The following is a 20,792-nucleotide window of genomic DNA, read 5'->3' on the forward strand; positions in this document are numbered from 1 at the left end:
TTTTCAATTCAACATGTTTATAACGACTATTAGGAATGGCAAATTTTTACAATTTTATTTTGCGCTAACTGTTGGGCTAATTTTAATTATATTTGGCTCATCTCGATTTATTAATATTTCAAAATTAGTCCTTGGTCTATCAAAATAATCTTCGGCACTCATCCCGTTGCTCATGTCAACTATTACACCACCCAAATCCACGCTTTGCTCTCCATTTTTAAGCATTAAATGAAGTAAGCATAATCCAGTATCTGAGCAGGCATCCCAGGCTTCATACATAGTTAAGACACTAAAGCCTTTATTTTTGTTTTGTATTAGACCCGATATAATTATGCCATTAGCGCTTATATACAGTTCCGAAGATGATTCTACAATAAATTTCAATGAAGGGACGCGAGCAAGAGGGCATGCTTGTGATATGCCTCCTTCGCAACCAGCTACAGGAGAATATAATCTCCATTGGCTAACTTCATCCGGACTAGCTTCTACTAATTCTTCAAAGCTGTTTGTGTTTAATTCTATAAAGTGGGCGTCAGATATATCACTTTCAAGTTTGTAATTGCATTGCGCTTTATCTAGTGAAGGATTAAATTCAGCTCGGCGAATCGGATCATTAATTTGTGCCTGATAGCTAGCATATACACTGGTAAATCTATATGTGCCTTTTTTAATTTGTCCCTGAGCAATTGGTTTGCTCCACAGGCCCGTTTGGTCATCAGAAAACTTACAAGAACTAATACTTTTTTCCCGCGAACAAGTTATCTCGTTCGGACAAAATATTTTTTCATCTAATTTAAAACATAGCGCTGTGTTAGAGAGAAATATAAAACATATAGACCAAAATAAAAGAATATTCATATAAATATAGCAAGTCTGGAAGTGGTCAAATTATACAACATAACACCATTAGATCAAAATCTAAACAGAGAAAAGACGATATAATGTATCCTAATCTGAACGGATGGAAACCCTGATTATATATATTGTCGAGTAGCGACTCCTCGGCCATGGATAGAACCTACACGACAAACAAGAACTAACTAGTTGCTTTCCGTAATTTTGGCCAAAAGGCTATGTGCGGCTTTTTAGTTATATTTTAATCGTTTCATTGATTCCGATGTCTAATATTTTCTAACTTATTAAACATTCATATTTGTGCTCCGGAATTCGCTCTGTGTCGCAAAAAACGAATAAATAACTACCGAAATTTGCTAAAAATACAAGGCTAAGTTCCGTAATTGAGGTTAGCGTCTGTAACTCGACAAATACTAAGATACCCCGCGCAGAGTTGAGGGACCACTTGAAATAGGAGATGATGATGTTTCAAAATCGAGCAATTCCTCGATTACTTATGGGCCATTACTCCTGATGAATTAAAAGAAATATATGAGCGCCTTGATTATTATACAAAGGGGGGACGAAAGGTAATGAAAATATATAAAGACGAATGATAAACTGTTTTTGGAAAAACCAGCGTTAACGAGGTGCAGTGTGGAAATCCAATATATAGAAAATACTCTTAAACTAATGGGTGAGTTAAATATTAGAACAAGAGATACATATGATTTAAATTATAATTTTGATGATAAACTTACACATGGTATTGAAAACGGACCACGATTACTAAAAATTGAATGGGTAGACACAGATAAATTCACTGGCTGTGTTGCAAATAATTTTAAAAATGAAGAATCATGAATTTCGGGCGTAGCTCAACTGTATAAACCAAATTGCTCATTAATAAAAGAAATTTCATTACGGTTCCCACACATCCACAGGTTAAACTGACCTTTTTTAAACATGCGCATAACCTCAAAACCTTTAATCGTTGCATAAGCTGTTTTCATTGAGTGAAATCCTCGCACAGGATTAATAAGACGTTTAAGTTTTCCATGGTCTGCTTCGAGTCGATTATTCCTATACTTGATTTGCAAATGCCTGACATGTGGCGCTAAATGGCCTTCTTGTTTTAACTCCTGAATAGCTTGATTATATGTGGGATTTTTATCCGTATTAATCACACTAATATCACATGTTGGATTGTTCTTTATAAGTTTCTTCAGAAAGCGTTTGGCCGCAATAGTATTGCGTCGGTGAGACAAATAAAAATCAATCGTATTGCCTTGCTCATCAATGGCTCGGTATAAGTACTTCCACTCACCTTTCACTCGAATGTAAGTCTCATCCAAATGCCAACGCCTGGCATAACTTTTTTTATACCAGTCAAGTCGTTTTTTCAGTTCCGGTGCATAATGCTGAACCCAGCGATAAACAGTCGTATGATCAATTGTCATCCCTCTCTCTGCCATCATTTCTTCTAGATCTCGATAGCTAATGCCATATTTACAATACCAACGGACGCATTGCATTATCACTTCACCATGAAAATGGCGCCATTTAAAATCCACTGGTTGATATTTCTCCATGCATTACTCCATACTTTTGATTGACTAAGTATAGACAATCGATTTTTTTGCAACACTGCCTAAAATCTCATGTTTGACTCATACATTTACTCGGGTTGATTAAAATTTTACTTATCTAAATCATGAGAAAGTGGTCTGTTGAAGAACCCAAAAATTGCTTGGGAGGTGTTCTTCAGTTTTAAGATGAGAAATCTACCATTTGAGGTTTCAATAAAGATGTATTGAAATCAACCGGCTATAGCTCCATAAAAGCTTCATTTTTCTTTGTTAAGGCTGCCCATAATCGATCTCCATTGTTGAAACTAATTGAAGCATACCCAACGTATATTTAGAACAAATTACTGAAATCTTCGTAGCATTGGACTTAAATGGTATTATGATTGTTCGTTAAGAATTTGTTCAAATGAAAGACGCGCTGCCTTACCTTTTTTTCTATAATTTGCTATTTCCCAGATCTCATTGAAATCCTCTTTTGTAAAATCTCTGCTTTGATAAAACTTCCAGTGTGTTAATATAATATGTCGGGAACTATTCCAATCATTAGAAATCTCATCAATAATAGATTTAGTAATCTTCACTTTATTCAAATCCTTAGAAAACTCGGCATTTTCCTTAGATAGCTCGTTTGCTTTGTCAGCTAATTTGTTAGCTTTATAACTAAGATATATAGAACTAACGGAGACTATTATTGAAATGCAAGCAATAGCAGTAGTCCACATAAATTTGTTCCTTTTCAATCAATTAATAAGGATGTGTATATTAGCAATGTGTCTTGTGCTGTTTCAAATACAGCTTTAACATATGTAATGTTCGTGGCAATATTTTTTTATAGTGCCTTTAGACCCGCCTTTATTCCATGCTCTATAAACATAAGCTCGCCCTTAACACATATTACAAATAGGGCAGGGTATCCGCTTTTGAACAATGTCCTCATTACAAATTAGTGTATAAATACCCATTTATAATATTAGCCACTGCTAATGATACAAACCAAGTGTCAATTTATACTATGTATGAATACCATACCTGCTTACTGGCTGATTCCTGTTATGACACTCGGCTCGCCGCTCCGGCGGCCGAGTTGTTGTTCATTACCTACCGAGAGAAGGGGTTGCCTGTACGCTTGATGAGGACTCCAGATTGGCACGCGACTGTATAAGGTCCTTTGTTCTTGCTTCATCCAAGAATCCTATAACCCATAAATTATGCTTGACGTCCTCCCACTCAGCACAACACACTGGGTTCTCAGCTCTTTCTTGATACGAACAGTCCGGACTCACTATTGCAACTGAAGAACCCAAACCAGCATCATCAGAATAAGAATCAGGAGTAAACCACAAGTTATAGGAGACAGTTTTTTTATTAAAAAAATAAAGCGTCCGCTTCAGATTATTAGGGTTTGCGGCATCCAATAATCGCGGATACACACATACCTCGTAAAATGAACGGTCCGGATGACAATACTCCTGCGCAATGTGCGCCGGAACCTCTCTTTGCGGTAAACCCACCTTTAGCCAGATTGTACGTAATGCAGCCCAATCTTCATCACTATTTTTAGGGCTTTTGTCGAAAGCCTCAAGATAGTCTCTTAATGCCCGCTTTAATGGACCTAAATCAAAATGAGCACTGCGATGCTCAACTCCGTTTTTATCCCTATAAGCGAGTCCCCTGGGTTTTTGGATAAGTTCAGAGCCAGTGAGTTCTTCGATTTTTCGCACGCGGTTCAAGAGTTCTTGTTTGGTGGCATTGTCCATGTGCCGTTCAAGCATGCGGCACATATGGGTGTCTTTGGCCCAATAGGCATATTCATAAGCACTGCATTTAAAGGTTCTTCCTGAGTAATCCGTAAAGGGAATTTTCCTGGCGGTGAGGAGTTCCTGAGCCAAAGTATGGTCTTTTTTAAGTAAGGCATCAGCCTCATCTTGCTGCCCATAAGCCACATGCTGCAAAAATGGCTTAACTTTAAATGCTTTTTGGAGCTGTTCATCAGATACGTTATCACCTTGATGCAACAGGTGCTGTGCCAAGCGAAGGCAGAATATTTGTTGTTGAGTGGACAGTGGGTCCAAAAAAGCCGGCCAATCATAGACAGGCTCATTATCAACGGTGATTTTTTTCAGCCAAGTGAACAAGAGGTTGTTTGGATCATTTAACATCTTGGCTGCCGTAACGTAGCGCTCAATATTAGGGCTTTGCTCCAGCACCTTCGCCAGATAGGGCCATATTGTATTCCCTTCATCCAGAAAACCTTCGAGAAATAAATCATTCATAAACAGTGCCACCGTCGAATGGGCTGAGGCACATAGCGTTGTCAGTATGCGTTGTTTTATTGGTTGCGGTAATCGGGAAAACATCGGCATAGAATCATCGGTTGAGGCTTTTTCCATTGAGGGGATGTCTAACTGATTTTTTGGGCGTGTTGATTGTTCTAATTGCCGTGCGCGTTCCTCTTCACGGACTAATTCTATTTTCGTGGTGATTGTTTTCTCGTTTCTAAAAAGGGATTCCATGGATGCGAATGCATCCTGGTAATTTTTATCCTGATTCGTGGTAATGATTTGTGTCACCAGCTGTTGTTTTAATTCAGGAGCCAAATCACCAAAAAGAATGTTAAAATGGAGTAAGGCACTCTTCAGATTAAGCAGGCTCTCTGCATCAGTGTACCCCACCTCAGCAGTCATCACTGGATTGGCTAATGGCGTGTTTCTTGGAGCAGGGCCATTCTTTTTGGTGATTAATTGCTGAAATTGTTCATGGCTCAGTGCCCAGATATCAGGTATTTCTGAGCTATCTGGTTCAAGATGCTGAAGGTCTTGCTCCAACGCGTCAAAATCAAACGACGCATCGGATATCGCTTCAGCAGTCCCCTCCGCAGTGATGTAGTATAAGGTTTTTGAATCGTCTCTGCGGACGTACACGTAGTTGTACTCATAACCAGCAAGCGCCTCCGGGAGTTGGTCTCGACGATACAGCCAACCCTCATAGGACAACAAGCTCGAATTCAGCAACACCTGATAAATCGCTTGCTGTATCTCATTCATCGATGAGCCCCAGGTTGAGGGGCAGTTGGCGTTTATACTTAACGGCATGATTCCATCTCGCTATTCATTAATCATTCACTCTGATTGAATTATATTCTATCGGGAGGGGGATTGACAGTTTTTTCATCGAATACGTATTTGATACCCACTTCAAAAAAGGGTGATGGATTAATGTGTGAAAGTAATCTTACCGCGGAAAAACGGACACTGATTTGTTAGTATTTATGAACCAACAAAGAGGTGTAAGTTATGGAAAGACAAGTACGCAAGTACAGTAAAGAATACAAACAAGAGGCAGTAAGTCTTGCATTAAGTTATGGTAATGTGAATCAGGCAGCAAAAGGATTAGGAGTTCCTGGCCCGACGCTGCATGAATGGATAAACAAGGAAAAATATACAGGAAACAGTATTATTGAGCTGAATACCAGTGTCATCACTCAGGCAGATATAAACAAGGTTCTCGAAGAGAATTAAGAGTTAAAGAAGCGATTATTGCGCCTTGAGCAGGAGAAAGAGATCTTAAAAAAGGCGGCGCTTCTTTGCTCAAGAAACGAAATAAAATATTCGTTTGTTGCCCAATATAAGAAGAGCTGGCCGGTTGGCGTAATGTGCCAACTACTGGGCATTACACGACATGGATATTACAGTTATCAGCAACGCCAAAGAAATAAACCAGAGACTCCTGAGCATCAGGAGATTATTGAATGGGTAAAGAAAATAGCTGAAGCCAGCCAGTATTGTTATGGAAGCCGCAGGATGAAGAATGCTTTAAATGTATTAGGCTATCCAGTGGGGCGAAGACGAACTCAAAGCTTAATGAAAAAAGCTCAAGTTTTTGTTCGCTATCGAAAGAAATACAAAGTGACAACAAATAGCAACCATAAACAACCGGTTTATGAAAACGTTTTAAATAGACAGTTTGATGTTAAAGAAGCAAATAAAGCTTATGTATCCGATATTACTTATGTCTGGACTCAGGAGGGCTGGCTTTATTTAGCGGTTGTTATGGATTTATTTTCAAGAAAAATAGTGGGTTGGAGTATGGGTTCTAGAATGAAAGCAACATTAGTCTGTGATGCTCTGAACATGGCTATTTGGCAGCGAAAGCCATCATTAGGGCTCGTTGTTCATTCAGACAGGGGAACTCAATACGCAAGTTACCAATACCGTAACTTATTAACGAGTAAAGGCTATATTGGCAGTATGAGTAAAAAAGGAGATTGCTGGGATAATAGTGTCATTGAAAGTTTCTTTGGAAGTTTAAAAAAAGAACGAGTTCAATGGCGAAATTATCAAACTCGATGGGAAGCCCAACAGGACATTTTGAATTACATCACGATGTTCTATAACAGCCATAGATTGCATTCTTATTTAGGATATTTAAGCCCAAATCAATTTGAAAAACAGAGTGATTTTTTAATGAAAGTTACTTAACTGGGGTGTAACATTTTGGTTGACCACTTCAAACAGAAGCACAATACATCGAGATTATTTACGAATATTTTAGAGACATTCAACACGTTCACACCGAATTATTAATAACCGAACTAGATATCCGCCAGTTAATTAAATTTGAAATGCATAAACGCTCCAACAAAATAGCGACTTCCTCAATAATATTTGACGCTCATAGAGAGATCGCACTCAAGGAGATACTGGAAGGAATCGCATTGGAAAAAGATATATTAAAAAAATCCCAGCGAGCCATCTCCCTCATTCAAAACAGTACACCTCAATTCCATGAATTACTGGATACTCTTAAATTATTTCAACACATTAACACTGATAAGCCCCTCGCTTACAAAAAATTGAGTTTAGATGCGGATCTACACGACCTAATCCAGCCATGGTTTCAATACGTGTGTGAGCAATTAAGGTTGATGAAGGATGAAATCCAATCTTATTTGTTTCATGATTTTTCAGAAGATTCCGGCCAAAAGGATATAGAAGACCTTTATCCGTATTTTATTGCAAAGGAATTAACCATTTCTAACATCATGTATAAGATAGTGAACGACATGTTAAGCATCGAAGCGGATTATCTACTCAAATTGGACGTAGATAACAGTCGTATAACATTCGAAAATGAGTTAGCTAAAGGCGAGAGATTTAAGGCTCGTGAAACATTTGGCTCTTTTGGCGTTACCGTTGATAGGAATAAAAAAATCAACATGGAGCATTGCGATATAGCGGGCTAAATAAAAAGAGAATGAGTTACCCTGTTTTTTTTGTCGTGCTTGTGCACAGCGACAATACACCTTAAGGCCAATAAGGCCTTAAGGCTGACGTCCTGTCAACTGACGCTGCGCCAAACGATTTCATTATAGAAAAACTACTTGAATTATCCAGTAACTAAACAGCTTATTTGCATGTAAGATATTTCTCATTTAAGAGTTCAAGTTCCTAACCATTTATCAATAAACTTCGTACGCCCACGCACACACCAATCGTTCAAATTTGACTCATTTTGATTTAATATCTATAATTAAAATGCGACCACGTTCTTTTCATTAAGACACAGGCCGCTGGAAGGCCACTTAGGTGGCCTTCGTCATATAATTCCCTATTTCCCCACAAGAGCTATTTACTGTCAGGGCTTGATTGCATTTTCAATGGCTAATTAGCCTCTCAGAAGTTATTCGAACTCGACTAAATTACCAAAAAACGTTTAACCTTTAATCGCTCTAGGATCATGACCGTGGCTATCTTTAGATTGAATTGTTCCATCTTTGCCATGAATTACGAGCTCAGATTGTTCTTGAATACTTATAGCGCGTGCTTTTGCAACCGCTTATTTTTTAGTATCCAGGTGAGCAATGATACGAGAATTACCCGCTTTTTTAATATCCCACCCACCGGCAGCATGAGGCACGACGTGATGTTCATTGCGCATGTTGTTCTCCTAATCTCTTTTACTTAAGTATAGCCAATTGAGGATTAACACGTGCTAAAGGGTTGCTGGAAGTGGGATTATTCATTGGCTTATTTCCGCATCTGCTAAAATTAATAGATGGATTTATAGATACTCCTCATTGCATTTTGTGACCGACCTTCAATAAGGAAGCATTTTATGGACAAGACCGCTGCCGAATTCATCCCTCAAACTGCCTCTTTAGCGAAGTTGAAAAATGCAGCTCAACAGTGCAAAGGCTGTGATTTATATAAGCACGCCACCCAAACGGTGTTTGGTGAAGGAAATCCTCATGCCCCCTTAATGCTCGTAGGAGAGCAACCCGGAAATAAGGAGGATTTATCAGGAAAACCGTTCGTAGGGAGTGCTGGACGCTTATTGCACCAGTTAGTAGAGGAGCTCGAGTTGGATGAACACCTTATCTATTATACGAACAGTGTCAAACATTTTAAGTTCGAACAAATAGGCAATAGACGACAACATCGCGCACCCTCAGCCCCAGAGATACGAGCATGCCATCCGTGGATAATCTCAGAACTTAAAATAGTGCACCCTAAAGTGGTCCTTTGTCTTGGCGCAACCGCTGCAAAATCCCTAATTAGCCCCTCCTTTCATTTACAAAAAGAAAGGGGTAATTTAATTGATAAGCCCTCTTATCAAATCATGGCAACTTATCATCCCTCCGCTATTTTAAGGGCAAAAATGTACCACAAGGACAAAGCTCTGCGCTGTGCGCTTAAAGACGATTTACTGCTTGCGTATCAAACGGCTCAGAATTAGAAACTCTAGGATTAGGTCAGCTTTTCATTTTATTCGATTGAATTACCAAGAACTGATTTTCGACACTCTCTTTCTTTTCAGGGAGACTATACTTTATCACAGTACCAGGAGACTCTTTAATTAAGAAGCGCTACAACATGACTTTAGATTAATGAGCGGTCTTTATAGAGGCACATTCAGTCGGAAGCAATTGGCGTAATGTTCCTATGGACTGGAGGCATGATGGCTAAATCACTATGGAAAGGCGAAATTTCTTTTGGGCTAGTGTCTATTCCTGTATCTTTGGTTTCTGTTGAGGAAAACAACGATCTTAAGTTTCATCTCCTAGACTCTAAAACCAATTCTCGAGTCCGTTATCAACGGGTGAATGAGGATACGGGAAAAGAAGTTCCTTGGGAAAATATAGTCAAAGGTTGGGAATACGAAAAAGGCAGTTACATTATTGTAGATGAAAACATCCTCCAAAAAGCGAGTCCCGATTTATTTAAATCAATTGATATCGATGAGTTCGTTGATTTAAAAAATATAGATAACCTTTATTATTCAAAACCTTACTACTTACAACCTGAAAGCAAAAACAAAAAGGCTTACGTGCTTCTTCGTGAAGCACTTAAAAACACCAATAAAGTAGGGGTTGCCAAAGTGATTATTCGCACCAAAGAGTCATTGAGTCTTATTATTCCGCATGAACACGCCCTACTCTTATATTTAATCCATTTTTCAGACGAAATCCGTGAGGAAGAGGAAGTCAATGTTCCACGAGAAGAATTAACCACCTATAAAGTTTCGGACAAAGAAATTAAAATGGCCGAAGCGTTAATCAAAGACATGGCCACTTCCTGGAATCCTGAAAAATACCATAATGAATATCGAGAAACGATGCAAAAATGGCTGGATAAGGAAACCGCAAAACTTAAAAAATCAGGCACCAAAAGCTCCAAAGCAGCGACTCAAAGTAAAGACTCAGTGGTTGATTTTATCGCGCTGCTCAAAGAAAGTATGGGAAAGAAAAAGAAAACCCATCCCGGTACTAAAGAGGCAACAAAAAAGAAGAAAGGAGCCTAATCGAACACGAGTAATTATAAAAATGGATAACTATTCTCCATTTCAGGGTCCCCTATGCTATGATGAGGAAGTCTAATCATGACTAAAAATGACGCCTTTTAATGTGACGCACCACCTCTTCTATTATTATTGTTGTAATGAAAACCTATAATTTATCGGTGACAGAACTAGCTCTTCCCACTCCCCGAGAAGGAAGTATTGATACCTATTCTGGTTTTAACCTGACATCCAAACTTGCGATTAAAGCGCATCAAAGCCTTCAGTACAAACAACTTAAATTGCATGACAACTACACACCCGAAGTCAATGTCGTTCATCAGTTTGCTTATAAGCAGTATTTTTTTAATATTTCAGGACGAATGGATGGTATTTACCAAGAAGACACGCCCCGAATCGAAGAAATTAAAACTGCTTTTGACCCTCAAAAACTAATCGAAGTGCTTGCAGACAACTATTACACCCATCCGTACTGGCTGCAATTACAAATCTATGGTTATATTCATTGGTTAAAAACCAAGACTGTTCCTAAACTAAATTTATTAATTGTTTCCTTACGCAATAAAAAAACCTACCCCTTGGTTTTAGAATTTAATCAACAGGCTTTGGAAGCATGGTTAAATCGTCGCTTAGAAGAGCTTGTGCTAGAAATCAAAGAATCAAAAAAGCGCATTAAACAGCGAAAACATCACAGCAGCCAACTTAGTTTTCCTTTTCCCAAACCACGCCCTCATCAAAAAGAGTTAATGGAATCGGTTGCGTCTTCCATGAAGCACAAAAGACCCATGCTCATTCAAGCCCCCACCGGGTTAGGTAAATCGATGGCCATTTTGTATCCTTCACTCAAGGAATCCCTGAGCCGAGGACAAAAAACACTCTATTTAACCCCTAAGAATAGCCAACACTACGTCGCTTTAAATGCAGTTCATTTGCTTCAAGAAAAAGGCTCTGCATGTTCTTCGCTCATGCTTACCGCTAAAAAAAAATTATGCATGAAAAATGAACCGATTTGTACGAGTAAACAATGTGAATTTGCGGAAAATCATTACACGAAATGCAGTAGCAATAATTTATTAAAGAAGCTTCAAAAAAAACAGAACTTAGATGCTGCGGTGTTTCGAGAGCTCGCCACAACCTATCAAGTATGTCCTTACGAGTTGCAGATGCAGAGTATTGCCTTTGCCGATGTGGTTATTGGCGATTACAACTATGTGTTTTCTTCAACGAATACACCAAGTCAAGTAGTCAGTATGAAACTTGGCGAACACGAGAAACCGAATTTAGTCATTGATGAGGTTCACAATTTACCAAGCCGTGGCATGGATTATTTTTCCCCTGTCTTGGAAGTCGCCTTTTTTGAGCGCTATTTAGAGGCACTCGATAGATACCCTCACCCCTTTCGGAAAAAACTGACGAAGGTGATTAACCAATGCATCTCAATCATTGATGATTGCGCGCTCCCCAAGGTCTATGAGCCACACATCACCCAAGCCCCAGAAGAAGCATTTAAAAAACAGGAAGAAAAATTAAATCAATTACTTACTGATTATTTAGAATCAGATTTAACCATCGAAAGCGACGATCCAATTTTAAAACTGTTTAACTACTGGTCCGATTTTACTGCAGCACTTGAGTTTGTAAATCAAGGAGGAGATGAGTTTTTTATTTCGTTCCACCCCAAACATCATGCTTTAAAAATCAATTGCTGTGATGCGTCTAGCTTTTTAAAAGACCACTATTCCCACTTTCAACAAGTTATTGGTTTTTCTGCCACCTTAAAACCCTTCGATTACTACAGCCAACTTATTGGATTAAATACTGCCGGTTTGTACACGGAAGAATTTTCTTCGCCCTTCTCACCAAATCATCGTAAATTGCTCGTTATTCCTCAGGTATCCACCAAATACCGCGATAGAAAATCCAATAGTCATAAAATAATTGAAGTCATTGTGCGACTCTCCGCCTTAAAGCCAGGCAACTATTTTGTCTTTTTCCCAAGCTTCGAGTTTTTAGAGCAAATTTATGCGCAAATGCCTCTCTCCTCCTCGTTTACCTTAATTCGACAAGAGCGCCGCATGGACACCGCAGAAACCAAATCGCTTCTCATGCTGCTTCATCAAAAAAGTAAGAATCATTTATTTTTTGCCGTACAAGGAGGGATGTTTGCCGAAGGAATTGATTACGTGGGTGAGCTCGCTATTGGAGCGTTTATAGTCGGCCCTCCCCTTCCGTCTTTTGATTGGGAGCGTGAACAAATGAAACGCTATTACGACACTCATTATAAGCAGGGTCAAGAATATGCCTATACTTATCCTGCCATGGCCAAAGCCATTCAATCAGCAGGAAGGGTTATCCGCAGTGAAACAGACAAAGGCTTAATTGTGTTAATGGACAATCGTTTTCTTCAAGACCCATACAGCCAATGCATGCCCAAAGATTGGTTTTCTGAAAAGCCTCAGGAGCTGATTTCCACATCAATTATCAAGGAGGTGCAATCTTTCTGGAATCAAGTCTCTCCTGATAATCATCTGGAATCGCAAATCAAAGAAACTCAATCAGAGGTATTAAGTGCCAATGACTGAGCTCTCCCATAAAAAAATTCTCATCCTCGATTGCCAAACAACGGGGATGCACCCAAGCACCGGCCAGTTATTGCAAATAGGGTGGAGTATCTATAACCCGACCTCATTGCATGTTCCTGATATTCAAAAGCGGACCCTCAAACTCAATAAAGAACTCATTCCGAGCAAAATAAAAAAAATGCTCCGTCTCACTGCAGTAGACTTAGAACACAGCACGGAATCTCAAAAAGTATTTAATCAATTGCAGCAGGCATTAAATGAAGTCGGGCCTGAGCCTATAGTCATTACGCATTATGCGCAATTTGAAAAAAGCTTTTTAAAGCAGTTTTATTTAGAGCATGCGCAAACAGACGAGTTAAATTTTAAATTATTCTGCTCGCAAAAAATTGCGAAACGCCTCTTACCCCAACTGCCGAGCCATAATTTAAAAGCAATTGCGGGGTATTATAAATGGCCCAATACCCCAAAAAATGAAATTCTCTCGCATGTGTCCATGACTCTCTATGTGTGGCAGCAGCTTTTGCCCAAACTTCATGCAGCCAATGTATCCTGCTATTCAAGTCTTGAATGCTGGTTAGCTCGCAGACCCTCGGAAAAGAAAGCCCTTCGTTATGAATACAACATTGAGCGGCTCGACAGGCTAAATCTTTCGGAAAAACCCGGGGTTTATCGCATGCTGGCTGAAGACGGAACAATTTTATATATTGGAAAAGCAACCTCATTAAAAGCACGCGTGAATTCCTATTTTCGCGGGGTTAAAAATCGAGACCGCCGCAAATTGGAAATGCTCGCTCAAGTCTGGAACATTGAAACCATTGAGTGCGATACCCCCTTGGAAGCAGCCTTACTTGAATCAGATGAAATAAAAAAATGGTCGCCACCTTACAATGTGTTACTCACATTAGAGCGCACAAGCCTGATTTTTTATGACCGTGAGTACACTGCATTATCCAAACTCAGAGACTCCACCTACCTTAATGGCCCCCATAAACCTCAGGATGCACTAAGCTGGTTAATGGAATTAATCCATGCGCTAAAAAAAAATGAAGCAATGAATTATGGAGAAGAACACCTTAGCGCGGAGCAACTAAAAAATGCCTGGCACCTTTTTTTAACAACCCACCATTTCGAGCATGTCACACTGGAACAATTAGGCCTCCGCTCCTGCCTCGTAATGGGCTACACCCTATTAAAACAATTTGAACGAACTTATGGAAAAGGTGCTTTTCAAAAATGGTGGACTAATGAAAAGAAGCAAAACCCCGAAGAGGATTTAGTCCTGGAAGAACGAATGGCACGAAAAATGGCGCGCATTTGTTTACGTGCGGCAGAGGCCCGCCGTAAAAGCAAAATGATTTCACGCTTATATAATTCCACCTTAATGATTCAATCATCTCAAAAAAGAATAATCGTAGTGAATGGAGAGCTTCTTAATTCAAACTCAATGCCTTCTGAAAACAAAGAGCCACCGGCTTTCGAACTATACCATTATGATCGATTGTCTATTTTACTCTCCGCTTTAAATAACAAAACAGTGGCCTTAATTTCCGATTAATGAGGTTCTCCCAGTGCAAATCACAAGCCCTGGGACTCATTGAACTCAAAGAGCGGCAATTGAATCCCTTCATGAATGGGGTGCTGCTTTAATTTAATCCCAATCCCCAGCAATCGTACTGGCATATTCTTTCTTAAAAATCCCTCATGAATCAGCTGACTGAACACGGCCACATCAAGTCGCTCATGCACCATCTCTACTGTTGTTTGTTGAAAATCACTAAATTTTAATTTAACAAACACATTATGGATGTCTAATGGACCTGCTCGTTCAATACGCCCCTCCAGGCGAGTCATTAACTCAGGGAGTGCGGCAATACAGGTGCTCACATCGGGCAAGTCCTGTAAATAAGTTTCTTCCACACTAATGGATTTACGAATGCGTTCGGGATTGACTGGGCGCTCATCAATGCCTCGCGCCAACTCATACAGCCGATGCCCCATAATACCGAATGCACTGACTAAATTCTCCAGCGAGTAATAGTATAAATCCCCGCAGGTTTGAATATTTAACGCATGCAGCTTTTCCTCTAATTTAGGCCCCACACCAAAGAGCTTACGCACCGGCAAATCCACCATAAAAGCCGCCACCTCCTCAGGCTTAATCACCTTCTGCCCATTGGGCTTGTGCCAATCGCTCGCAATTTTTGCCAAACTCTTATTGGGTGCGATGCCCGCACTGGCCGTTAATTGCCGTGCGTTAAAAATTCGCGCCCGGATTTCTTGAGCAATCCAGGTGGCACTCCCTTGGCACTGGCTTGATTCAGTCACATCCAAATAGGCCTCATCCAAAGATAAGGGCTCAATCAAATCAGTGTATTCGGCAAAGATTTCCCTAATGTACTCACTTTCCTGCCGATACACCTCCATACGCACCGGACGTAAGATGAGGTTGCGACACAGCTTGCGCGCCTTAGCGGTAGGCATGGCCGAGCGAACTCCAAAGCTGCGTGCAGCATAATTACACGTCGCAATAACTCCTCGTCGGTCAGCCTCCCCACCGACCGCAATCGGTCGATGCGCGAGCTCTGGAAAATCCCGCATCTCAATGGCTGCATAAAAGCAGTCCATGTCAATGTGGATTATTTTGCGCAAAGCGGTCATGCAGATTAAACCCCATCGCCACAACGAACTTGCGGCACATCCGTCCAGCGCGTGGTGTACGCAGGCGACTTAAGCTCAGCGCGCATCGCCCAGGGTTTGGAGTAGCCTTCAGCGGCAAGACGAATAGTACTGCGTCCATACTTGGTATTGATGCGGTCAAATACACTCATGAGCTGCTCGGTGTGCTCTAGTTGCTCTTCAGAAGGTTGATGAAACAGGGCCAATTGGCGAGGGTCTTTGGGAATTAAATCTTCCAGGCAAACCCCTGCTTTTTTATAAAAATAACCTGACTTGAAAATTCGACGCAGGCAGCGTTTGGCAATTTTAGTGATTAAGCGCAAGTCATCTGTGGGATTAATTAATCGAAACTCCATGGCTTGAAAGTGCTGTGCTAAATCCTCACGAAATCGATTCGTGTGCACAAACACATACATACGTTGTGCGACTAATCCTTGTCCACGCATTTTCTCCACCGCGCGTGCGCAGTGACTGCTCACGGATTCGGCTAGCGCAGACAACTCGGTTTGCATCGCTCCAAAGCTTTTAGACGACATGATGCTTTGCTTGGGCTCAGTCTCCTCCAACCCGCCACAGGCAATGCCTTGCAACTCCATAGCAGTACGCATCATCACCACATTAAAACTCTTTTTTAGATGGTGAGGATTAGCACAAGCTAGGTCGTATGCGGTGTTTATTCCCCGAGCAATTAATTTATTTTCCCATTTTCGCCCTATTCCCCATACATCACCCACGCAAATTTTTTTTAACCAGGCTTCTCGTTGCGTGGTGATGTTAAATACAGGTACTTTCAATACTTTTTTGCATAGATGATTGGCCACTTTCGCCAAAGTTTTGGTAGGGCCAATACCAACGGAAGTAGGAATTCCGGTATGCCTTAGAATTTTTTTTTGTAACTCTTGGCAAAAAGTATCATGCTGTGCGACAGGCAAGCTGCTTAAATCAATGAATGCCTCGTCGATTGAATACACTTCGAGATGCGGCCAAAACTCCTCAATCGTGCACATGACCCGGTGGCTGATGTTGCCATAAAGAGTGTAGTTTGATGAAAAGGCCTTTACGCCATGTTGTTTGCATAAATTCTTAATTTTAAAATAGGGTTCCCCCATGGCAATGCCTAGGTCTTTTGCTTCATTGGAGCGGGCAATGCAACAGCCATCGTTGTTCGAGAGCACTACAATCGGCACTTCCCGCAAATCAGGACGAAACAACCGCTCACAGCTGGCATAAAAGTTATTGCAATCAATTAAGGCAAACATGTTATAAGGGCTCGTGCAAAACTAGGGTAACCACACCCCAAATGACCATCTCACTGTCCTCTGTAATATCAATGGGTTGAAACTGTGGATTAGCAGGCAACAACTGCACCCGCCCTCCTCGTTGTGCGAGTCGCTTCACAGTGAGCTCACCATTGACTGCAGCAATCACAATTCGCCCATCCGTCGGTGTAATACTACGGTCTACAACAAGGTAGGCACCGGAAAAAATTCCCGCCTCAATCATCGAATCCCCAGTCGCTTGCAGTACAAAAGTAGACGACGGATTATGAATAAACTGGGTATTCAAGTCCAAATACCCCTCAATGTAATCATCCGCAGGCGATGGAAAACCTGCTTGGACTTTACTTGAAAACACCGGTAGTTGATAATTAGACCCTTCTTTCAATCGCTCCACTTGAGCAACCAAAGACAAAGGCACGCGAACTGTTTTTGTTGGCTCACCTTTTGGGCGGCCAGATCCCGCTCTTGCTCCACCACGTCGTGACATGATTTCTCTTAATTTTGATTTTAGTTACAGATATCATAGATAGGAAAATTTTCGCTGTAAAGCCATCAAGCTCGGCTTTTAGACGCAAGAGGAGTTAAGTCCTCGGCAGTATTGGAAAAAATGGTTAAAACTTTTTTTTACTGAGACAAAGGCTCTATGGCTAAAGGATGATTAAAATCTGCCTTATTCATTAAAGTAGAGACGCGATACCCTTCCAAATCATCGTAAGGATAAGGTTTTAACAATGCCAGTAGGCTCTCTTTGGAGCACTGGGAGTTATCAAGCCAAGTGTTTTGCGTCTCCTCATCAAAAATAACCGGCATTCGATGATGAACACGCTCCATTAATGAATTCGCTTCAGTAGTAATTAAGCAACAAGAATGAATCACCTCGTCTTGAGACTGCCACGTATCCCAAAGAGCAGCTACTGCCAATAAATCATGATTTTTTTTATGAAAAAAATAGGGTTGTTTTACCCCGTTTTCCTCATGCGCGCGCATTAATCAAGCTCCCTATTTTTTTCCTATCGGTGGTCCAGGAAGGAATGAGTCCCCAATGCAACAGCACGCATTGCAATTCATTCGCACTGGTTTTGACGAGACAAGCCACATCATCTCCCGGAGCAATATTAAATCTAGGCGCCAACTCCACAGAATTAGATAAGTGAAATTGATACGTTAACTTCTCATAAGAAGCCACGTAAGCAAATCGACCACACATGCATTTCACCTTTTGAAAAGATACATTGAGTATAGTTCGGAATCCTAATCCTTACAGCAAGGGGATTGAAACCAAGAATGAGGGAATGAAATTGCCGTGATGCGTACGAAGTGATATCGTTCGCCCGCAATTTCAGCACAGAAACTGAATTTTAAGTTTAGGAAAATCGAAGCGGAAAAATCAGCACATTTTACCTATGAAGTTGACTTTTTTCCCTGAGTAAAATCCTGCACTGAACCGCCTTAACATAGCAGTTAAGTGCAGAGGCTAATGATGTTTATTGTGCTGGCATAAAATCAAACGCCTTGGTAGGCTTTAACAGCTTTGATACATCTCCCGCATAAACCGCTCCATCCTCTACTGCAAGACTCAGTATTGGAGCGCCAGGGGCGAAGTTAATCTTTTTAAGGTTGATCCAGAACGTATTGGGGTAAGTTGATGAGTCAAAATAATAAATCTTGTTTTTTTGATCCGAAACGGTGCGCCATATAGTCGATGCGATATTCGGTTTAATCGGATCTGATATTCCTAAAGGAACCGAAACCGAACGCATAACACCTAAGACTCCCGCAATAGCTTGATAAGTATAGGCTTGGGCTGGTACCCCCTGAATGTATTTTTTATCAACCTCCTTGGGAATGGACTGAATCAGATAGGACGCTCTGGCAAACCTATCTGCTGCCCTATTCGTTCCAGGTAAAAATACCGAGCCATTAATTTCCTGCCAATATTCATTGATAGCTAATTGCTTACTGTATATTGGAGAGTTAGTCATTACTTGATATTGGGAACCATGATGAACGACCAGTTCACCTTGAACATATTCCAGAATGGCTGAATCACCGCTTGAGTCGGATAAAGACAAGTGAACTGTACTTGCTTTTCCATCGGGAAGATTAGGTGCAATAATCTGGAATATATTTTTTGACATCGCTTCAACTGCCTCATTGACGGTCGCAAAATTATCCAAGGCATATTGCCCCCACAGACTAATTGATAACGGAGGATGCCCCTCTTTCACACTCCCGTAATCGGATTCGGCTAAATACAGCAAGTTCATTACCAGCCCTTTCTCATTCATCCCATCTGCCGATGAAAGATTATAAACAGAGGTAACGATGGAACCGTATTTTGAAGTCCATTCCGGTGATTTAGGTCCCGCCAGTCCATTACGTTTAATGCCTTTGGGGAATACCCAAATACTTGAATGCATGTTTTCCATCCAGTCCATAGAGCGGCCTGTAATCACTAAATCGTCAGAACCTATATATACAGCTCGAGTACATGCATTACTTACTGATGCCTGGCCAAGAAGCAACGCCGAGCATAGAAGTAAAGCCGTTTTTTTAAGTGGGAATTTTATCATTAGTCAATCCTTGAGTTATCTGCACCAATAATTATTGGTTAGATAACTTAGGTTAGCAAGCACAGGCGCACATGCACCCAATCTCAGGTGCATATTGCAGGCGGGGTTGTTTGTGACAGCACGCGGTGGAGGACTCTTCTCGCCACTTGTTCAAGGCACCATGGCGCTCAGGCCGACCATGTCGGCGACTTGTCAGGTTCCATGTTACGCTAATGCCATGTAATTTATTTTATTTCTTGTATACACCTTACCCTGAAAGCTTTTACTGTTAAGAGGAGAACGGGTACTGCTACCACCAGTTTTATTCTGAACACGGTGAAATCAGAACCAGTGTGGATTTACAGCAAAGGCTTACTAATACTAAATAGATTAGCTATAACCTCAGAACGACCACTTTTGGGGGTTCTTCCCACAGCCCCCTAATCTGAGCGAGTTTTCAACTCAAAGCAACACTACCCCCCTCTCAAAAGAGTAGGCGTAGTTCAGCGTGTTGGCGCCTCTATGAATGCCCTGGTTATTGATTATGCATGTGAATAGTCGCTTTGGTGTATTGCCTCTTCAATTATTCGCGCAAACCCAAACAACTAAGTGGCCTTTGTTTTTGAATAGGTCAGCCTTTTATGCGGCATCTTTTGTCCACTTAGTGATGTAGGGGTTAGGATACCCTTCGATCTGCGCGACCTGATTGGCCCATTGATGTTCCCACTCTGTAGGCGGAAATCGCTTATTCCAGACTCGAAATAATTGCTCTTGTTGTTTACTTAAGAGCAGTGCGTAATGGTCGGACATAAACAAGTAAGCTCGTGCCACAATGCCTTTAGTTTGGTCGGAAGGCTCTACCCTCCGGGTCAATTTATCGATTTTAATCGAACAACCAAAATAATCCTCTTTCCCTGGAACCATCCCAAAGCGATAATTGGAGCGCGCTTGATTGACAAGACCCGATTCAGGCCAAAGATTATAAAGTTCTGCTTCCATGTGTCGGAAACGCTCATCAATTTTTTGACAACACTTACGCCCCTTATATGCCTTGCCTTTATTGTCATGACACAGAAGTTCCCGCCAACAAGCAAACTGTTGGCCGAAGTGTTCCGCTGCAACTACGTGCTCTATTTCGATACGATTAGCCCGCTTTTTTTCCTTAGCCTCGCTCATACCACACGAATCCAGATTCACGGTTTTACCTTGATAAGTACAACCACAATAAATCGTTTGCGGATGATTCTGAAATAATTGCTGCACTATTTTTTTAGACTGAGCAAACGAACTGGGGGAATCGGACCATGAAAAATGACTTAGAAACAACAAGCTATAGAGTAAAAAACGCATCCCTAACTCCTGAAAACAAGGAGCTGAAGTGTACTGCATCCAACACTTAAAGCAATAGGCCAAAGTACGTGCCGTCCACGAAGAAGTTCCAGGTGTTTCTTCGTTAAAATGGATACATAGTTGATCTCAAAG

At 40.9% G+C, this 20,792-nt stretch carries 15 protein-coding genes and 3 pseudogenes; 7 read left to right on the forward strand and 11 right to left on the reverse strand.

What is annotated here, in order from left to right:
- Positions 1 to 54: 54 nt before the first annotated feature.
- Complete coding sequence (locus J2N86_RS15980) at positions 55 to 858, reverse strand: hypothetical protein (RefSeq protein ID WP_252582771.1); 804 nt, start codon at positions 856 to 858, stop codon at positions 55 to 57.
- A gap of 603 nt (positions 859 to 1,461) precedes the next feature.
- On the opposite strand from J2N86_RS15980, the gene J2N86_RS15985 reads away from it, so the two are divergent.
- Positions 1,462 to 1,698 carry a hypothetical protein gene (locus J2N86_RS15985; protein ID WP_252582772.1) on the forward strand — a complete coding sequence of 79 codons (237 nt, stop codon included), beginning with the start codon at positions 1,462 to 1,464 and terminating at the stop codon, positions 1,696 to 1,698.
- A gap of 14 nt (positions 1,699 to 1,712) precedes the next feature.
- On the opposite strand, the gene J2N86_RS15990 is transcribed toward J2N86_RS15985, so the two are convergent.
- From J2N86_RS15990 to J2N86_RS16000, 3 genes are all read right to left on the reverse strand, one after another.
- The gene (locus J2N86_RS15990; protein ID WP_252582773.1) at positions 1,713 to 2,426 is read right to left on the reverse strand and encodes an IS6 family transposase; all 714 of its coding nucleotides are present in this window, start codon (positions 2,424 to 2,426) and stop codon (positions 1,713 to 1,715) included.
- 374 nt (positions 2,427 to 2,800) lie between these two features.
- Complete coding sequence (locus tag J2N86_RS15995) at positions 2,801 to 3,145, reverse strand: hypothetical protein (protein ID WP_252582774.1); 345 nt, start codon at positions 3,143 to 3,145, stop codon at positions 2,801 to 2,803.
- A gap of 372 nt (positions 3,146 to 3,517) precedes the next feature.
- Positions 3,518 to 5,467 (reverse strand): hypothetical protein, encoded by a 1,950-nt coding sequence (locus J2N86_RS16000; RefSeq protein WP_252582775.1) that lies wholly within the window; start codon positions 5,465 to 5,467, stop codon positions 3,518 to 3,520.
- A 249-nt stretch (positions 5,468 to 5,716) separates the two neighbouring features.
- Between J2N86_RS16000 and J2N86_RS16005 the strand changes: the two are divergent.
- Positions 5,717 to 6,901 (forward strand): annotated as a pseudogene (locus J2N86_RS16005) (IS3 family transposase).
- 236 nt (positions 6,902 to 7,137) lie between these two features.
- Complete coding sequence (locus J2N86_RS16010) at positions 7,138 to 7,665, forward strand: hypothetical protein (RefSeq protein WP_252582776.1); 528 nt, start codon at positions 7,138 to 7,140, stop codon at positions 7,663 to 7,665.
- Between the two features lie 470 nt (positions 7,666 to 8,135).
- Here the strand turns inward: J2N86_RS16010 and J2N86_RS16015 are convergent.
- A pseudogene (locus J2N86_RS16015) lies at positions 8,136 to 8,360 on the reverse strand (DUF2188 domain-containing protein).
- Between the two features lie 162 nt (positions 8,361 to 8,522).
- On the opposite strand from J2N86_RS16015, the gene J2N86_RS16020 reads away from it, so the two are divergent.
- The 4 genes from J2N86_RS16020 (at position 8,523) to J2N86_RS16035 (ending at position 14,357) form a co-directional block, all read left to right on the forward strand.
- Entirely contained in the window at positions 8,523 to 9,158 is a 636-nt protein-coding gene (locus tag J2N86_RS16020; RefSeq protein ID WP_289781862.1) for a UdgX family uracil-DNA binding protein, read from the forward strand.
- A gap of 219 nt (positions 9,159 to 9,377) precedes the next feature.
- The gene (gene ku, locus J2N86_RS16025) at positions 9,378 to 10,223 is read left to right on the forward strand and encodes a non-homologous end joining protein Ku (protein ID WP_252582778.1); all 846 of its coding nucleotides are present in this window, start codon (positions 9,378 to 9,380) and stop codon (positions 10,221 to 10,223) included.
- A 137-nt stretch (positions 10,224 to 10,360) separates the two neighbouring features.
- Positions 10,361 to 12,802 (forward strand): ATP-dependent DNA helicase, encoded by a 2,442-nt coding sequence (locus J2N86_RS16030; protein WP_252582779.1) that lies wholly within the window; start codon positions 10,361 to 10,363, stop codon positions 12,800 to 12,802.
- A complete protein-coding gene (locus tag J2N86_RS16035; RefSeq protein WP_252582780.1) occupies positions 12,795 to 14,357 on the forward strand; it encodes a GIY-YIG nuclease family protein in 1,563 nt (520 codons plus the stop codon). The genes J2N86_RS16030 and J2N86_RS16035 overlap by 8 nt, the downstream gene beginning before the upstream one ends.
- A 20-nt stretch (positions 14,358 to 14,377) precedes the next feature.
- Here the strand turns inward: J2N86_RS16035 and dinB are convergent, their stop codons facing one another.
- From dinB to J2N86_RS16070, 6 genes and pseudogenes are all read right to left on the reverse strand, one after another.
- Positions 14,378 to 15,460 (reverse strand): DNA polymerase IV, encoded by a 1,083-nt coding sequence (gene dinB, locus J2N86_RS16040; protein WP_252582781.1) that lies wholly within the window; start codon positions 15,458 to 15,460, stop codon positions 14,378 to 14,380.
- A 5-nt stretch (positions 15,461 to 15,465) separates the two neighbouring features.
- Positions 15,466 to 16,737 carry a Y-family DNA polymerase gene (locus J2N86_RS16045; protein ID WP_252582782.1) on the reverse strand — a complete coding sequence of 424 codons (1,272 nt, stop codon included), beginning with the start codon at positions 16,735 to 16,737 and terminating at the stop codon, positions 15,466 to 15,468.
- A 1-nt stretch (position 16,738) separates the two neighbouring features.
- Positions 16,739 to 17,245, reverse strand: a complete 507-nt coding sequence (locus J2N86_RS16050) for a LexA family protein (protein ID WP_252582783.1) — start codon at positions 17,243 to 17,245, stop codon at positions 16,739 to 16,741.
- A 137-nt stretch (positions 17,246 to 17,382) separates the two neighbouring features.
- A pseudogene (locus J2N86_RS16185) lies at positions 17,383 to 17,965 on the reverse strand (SOS response-associated peptidase).
- 277 nt (positions 17,966 to 18,242) lie between these two features.
- Positions 18,243 to 19,331, reverse strand: coding sequence for a linear amide C-N hydrolase (locus J2N86_RS16065; RefSeq protein ID WP_252582786.1), 1,089 nt, complete (start codon positions 19,329 to 19,331; stop codon positions 18,243 to 18,245).
- 618 nt (positions 19,332 to 19,949) lie between these two features.
- A complete protein-coding gene (locus J2N86_RS16070; RefSeq protein ID WP_252582787.1) occupies positions 19,950 to 20,660 on the reverse strand; it encodes an endonuclease in 711 nt (236 codons plus the stop codon).
- Positions 20,661 to 20,792: the final 132 nt, after the last annotated feature.

It is taken from the genome of Legionella lytica (assembly GCF_023921225.1).
Lineage (GTDB): Bacteria > Pseudomonadota > Gammaproteobacteria > Legionellales > Legionellaceae > Legionella > Legionella lytica.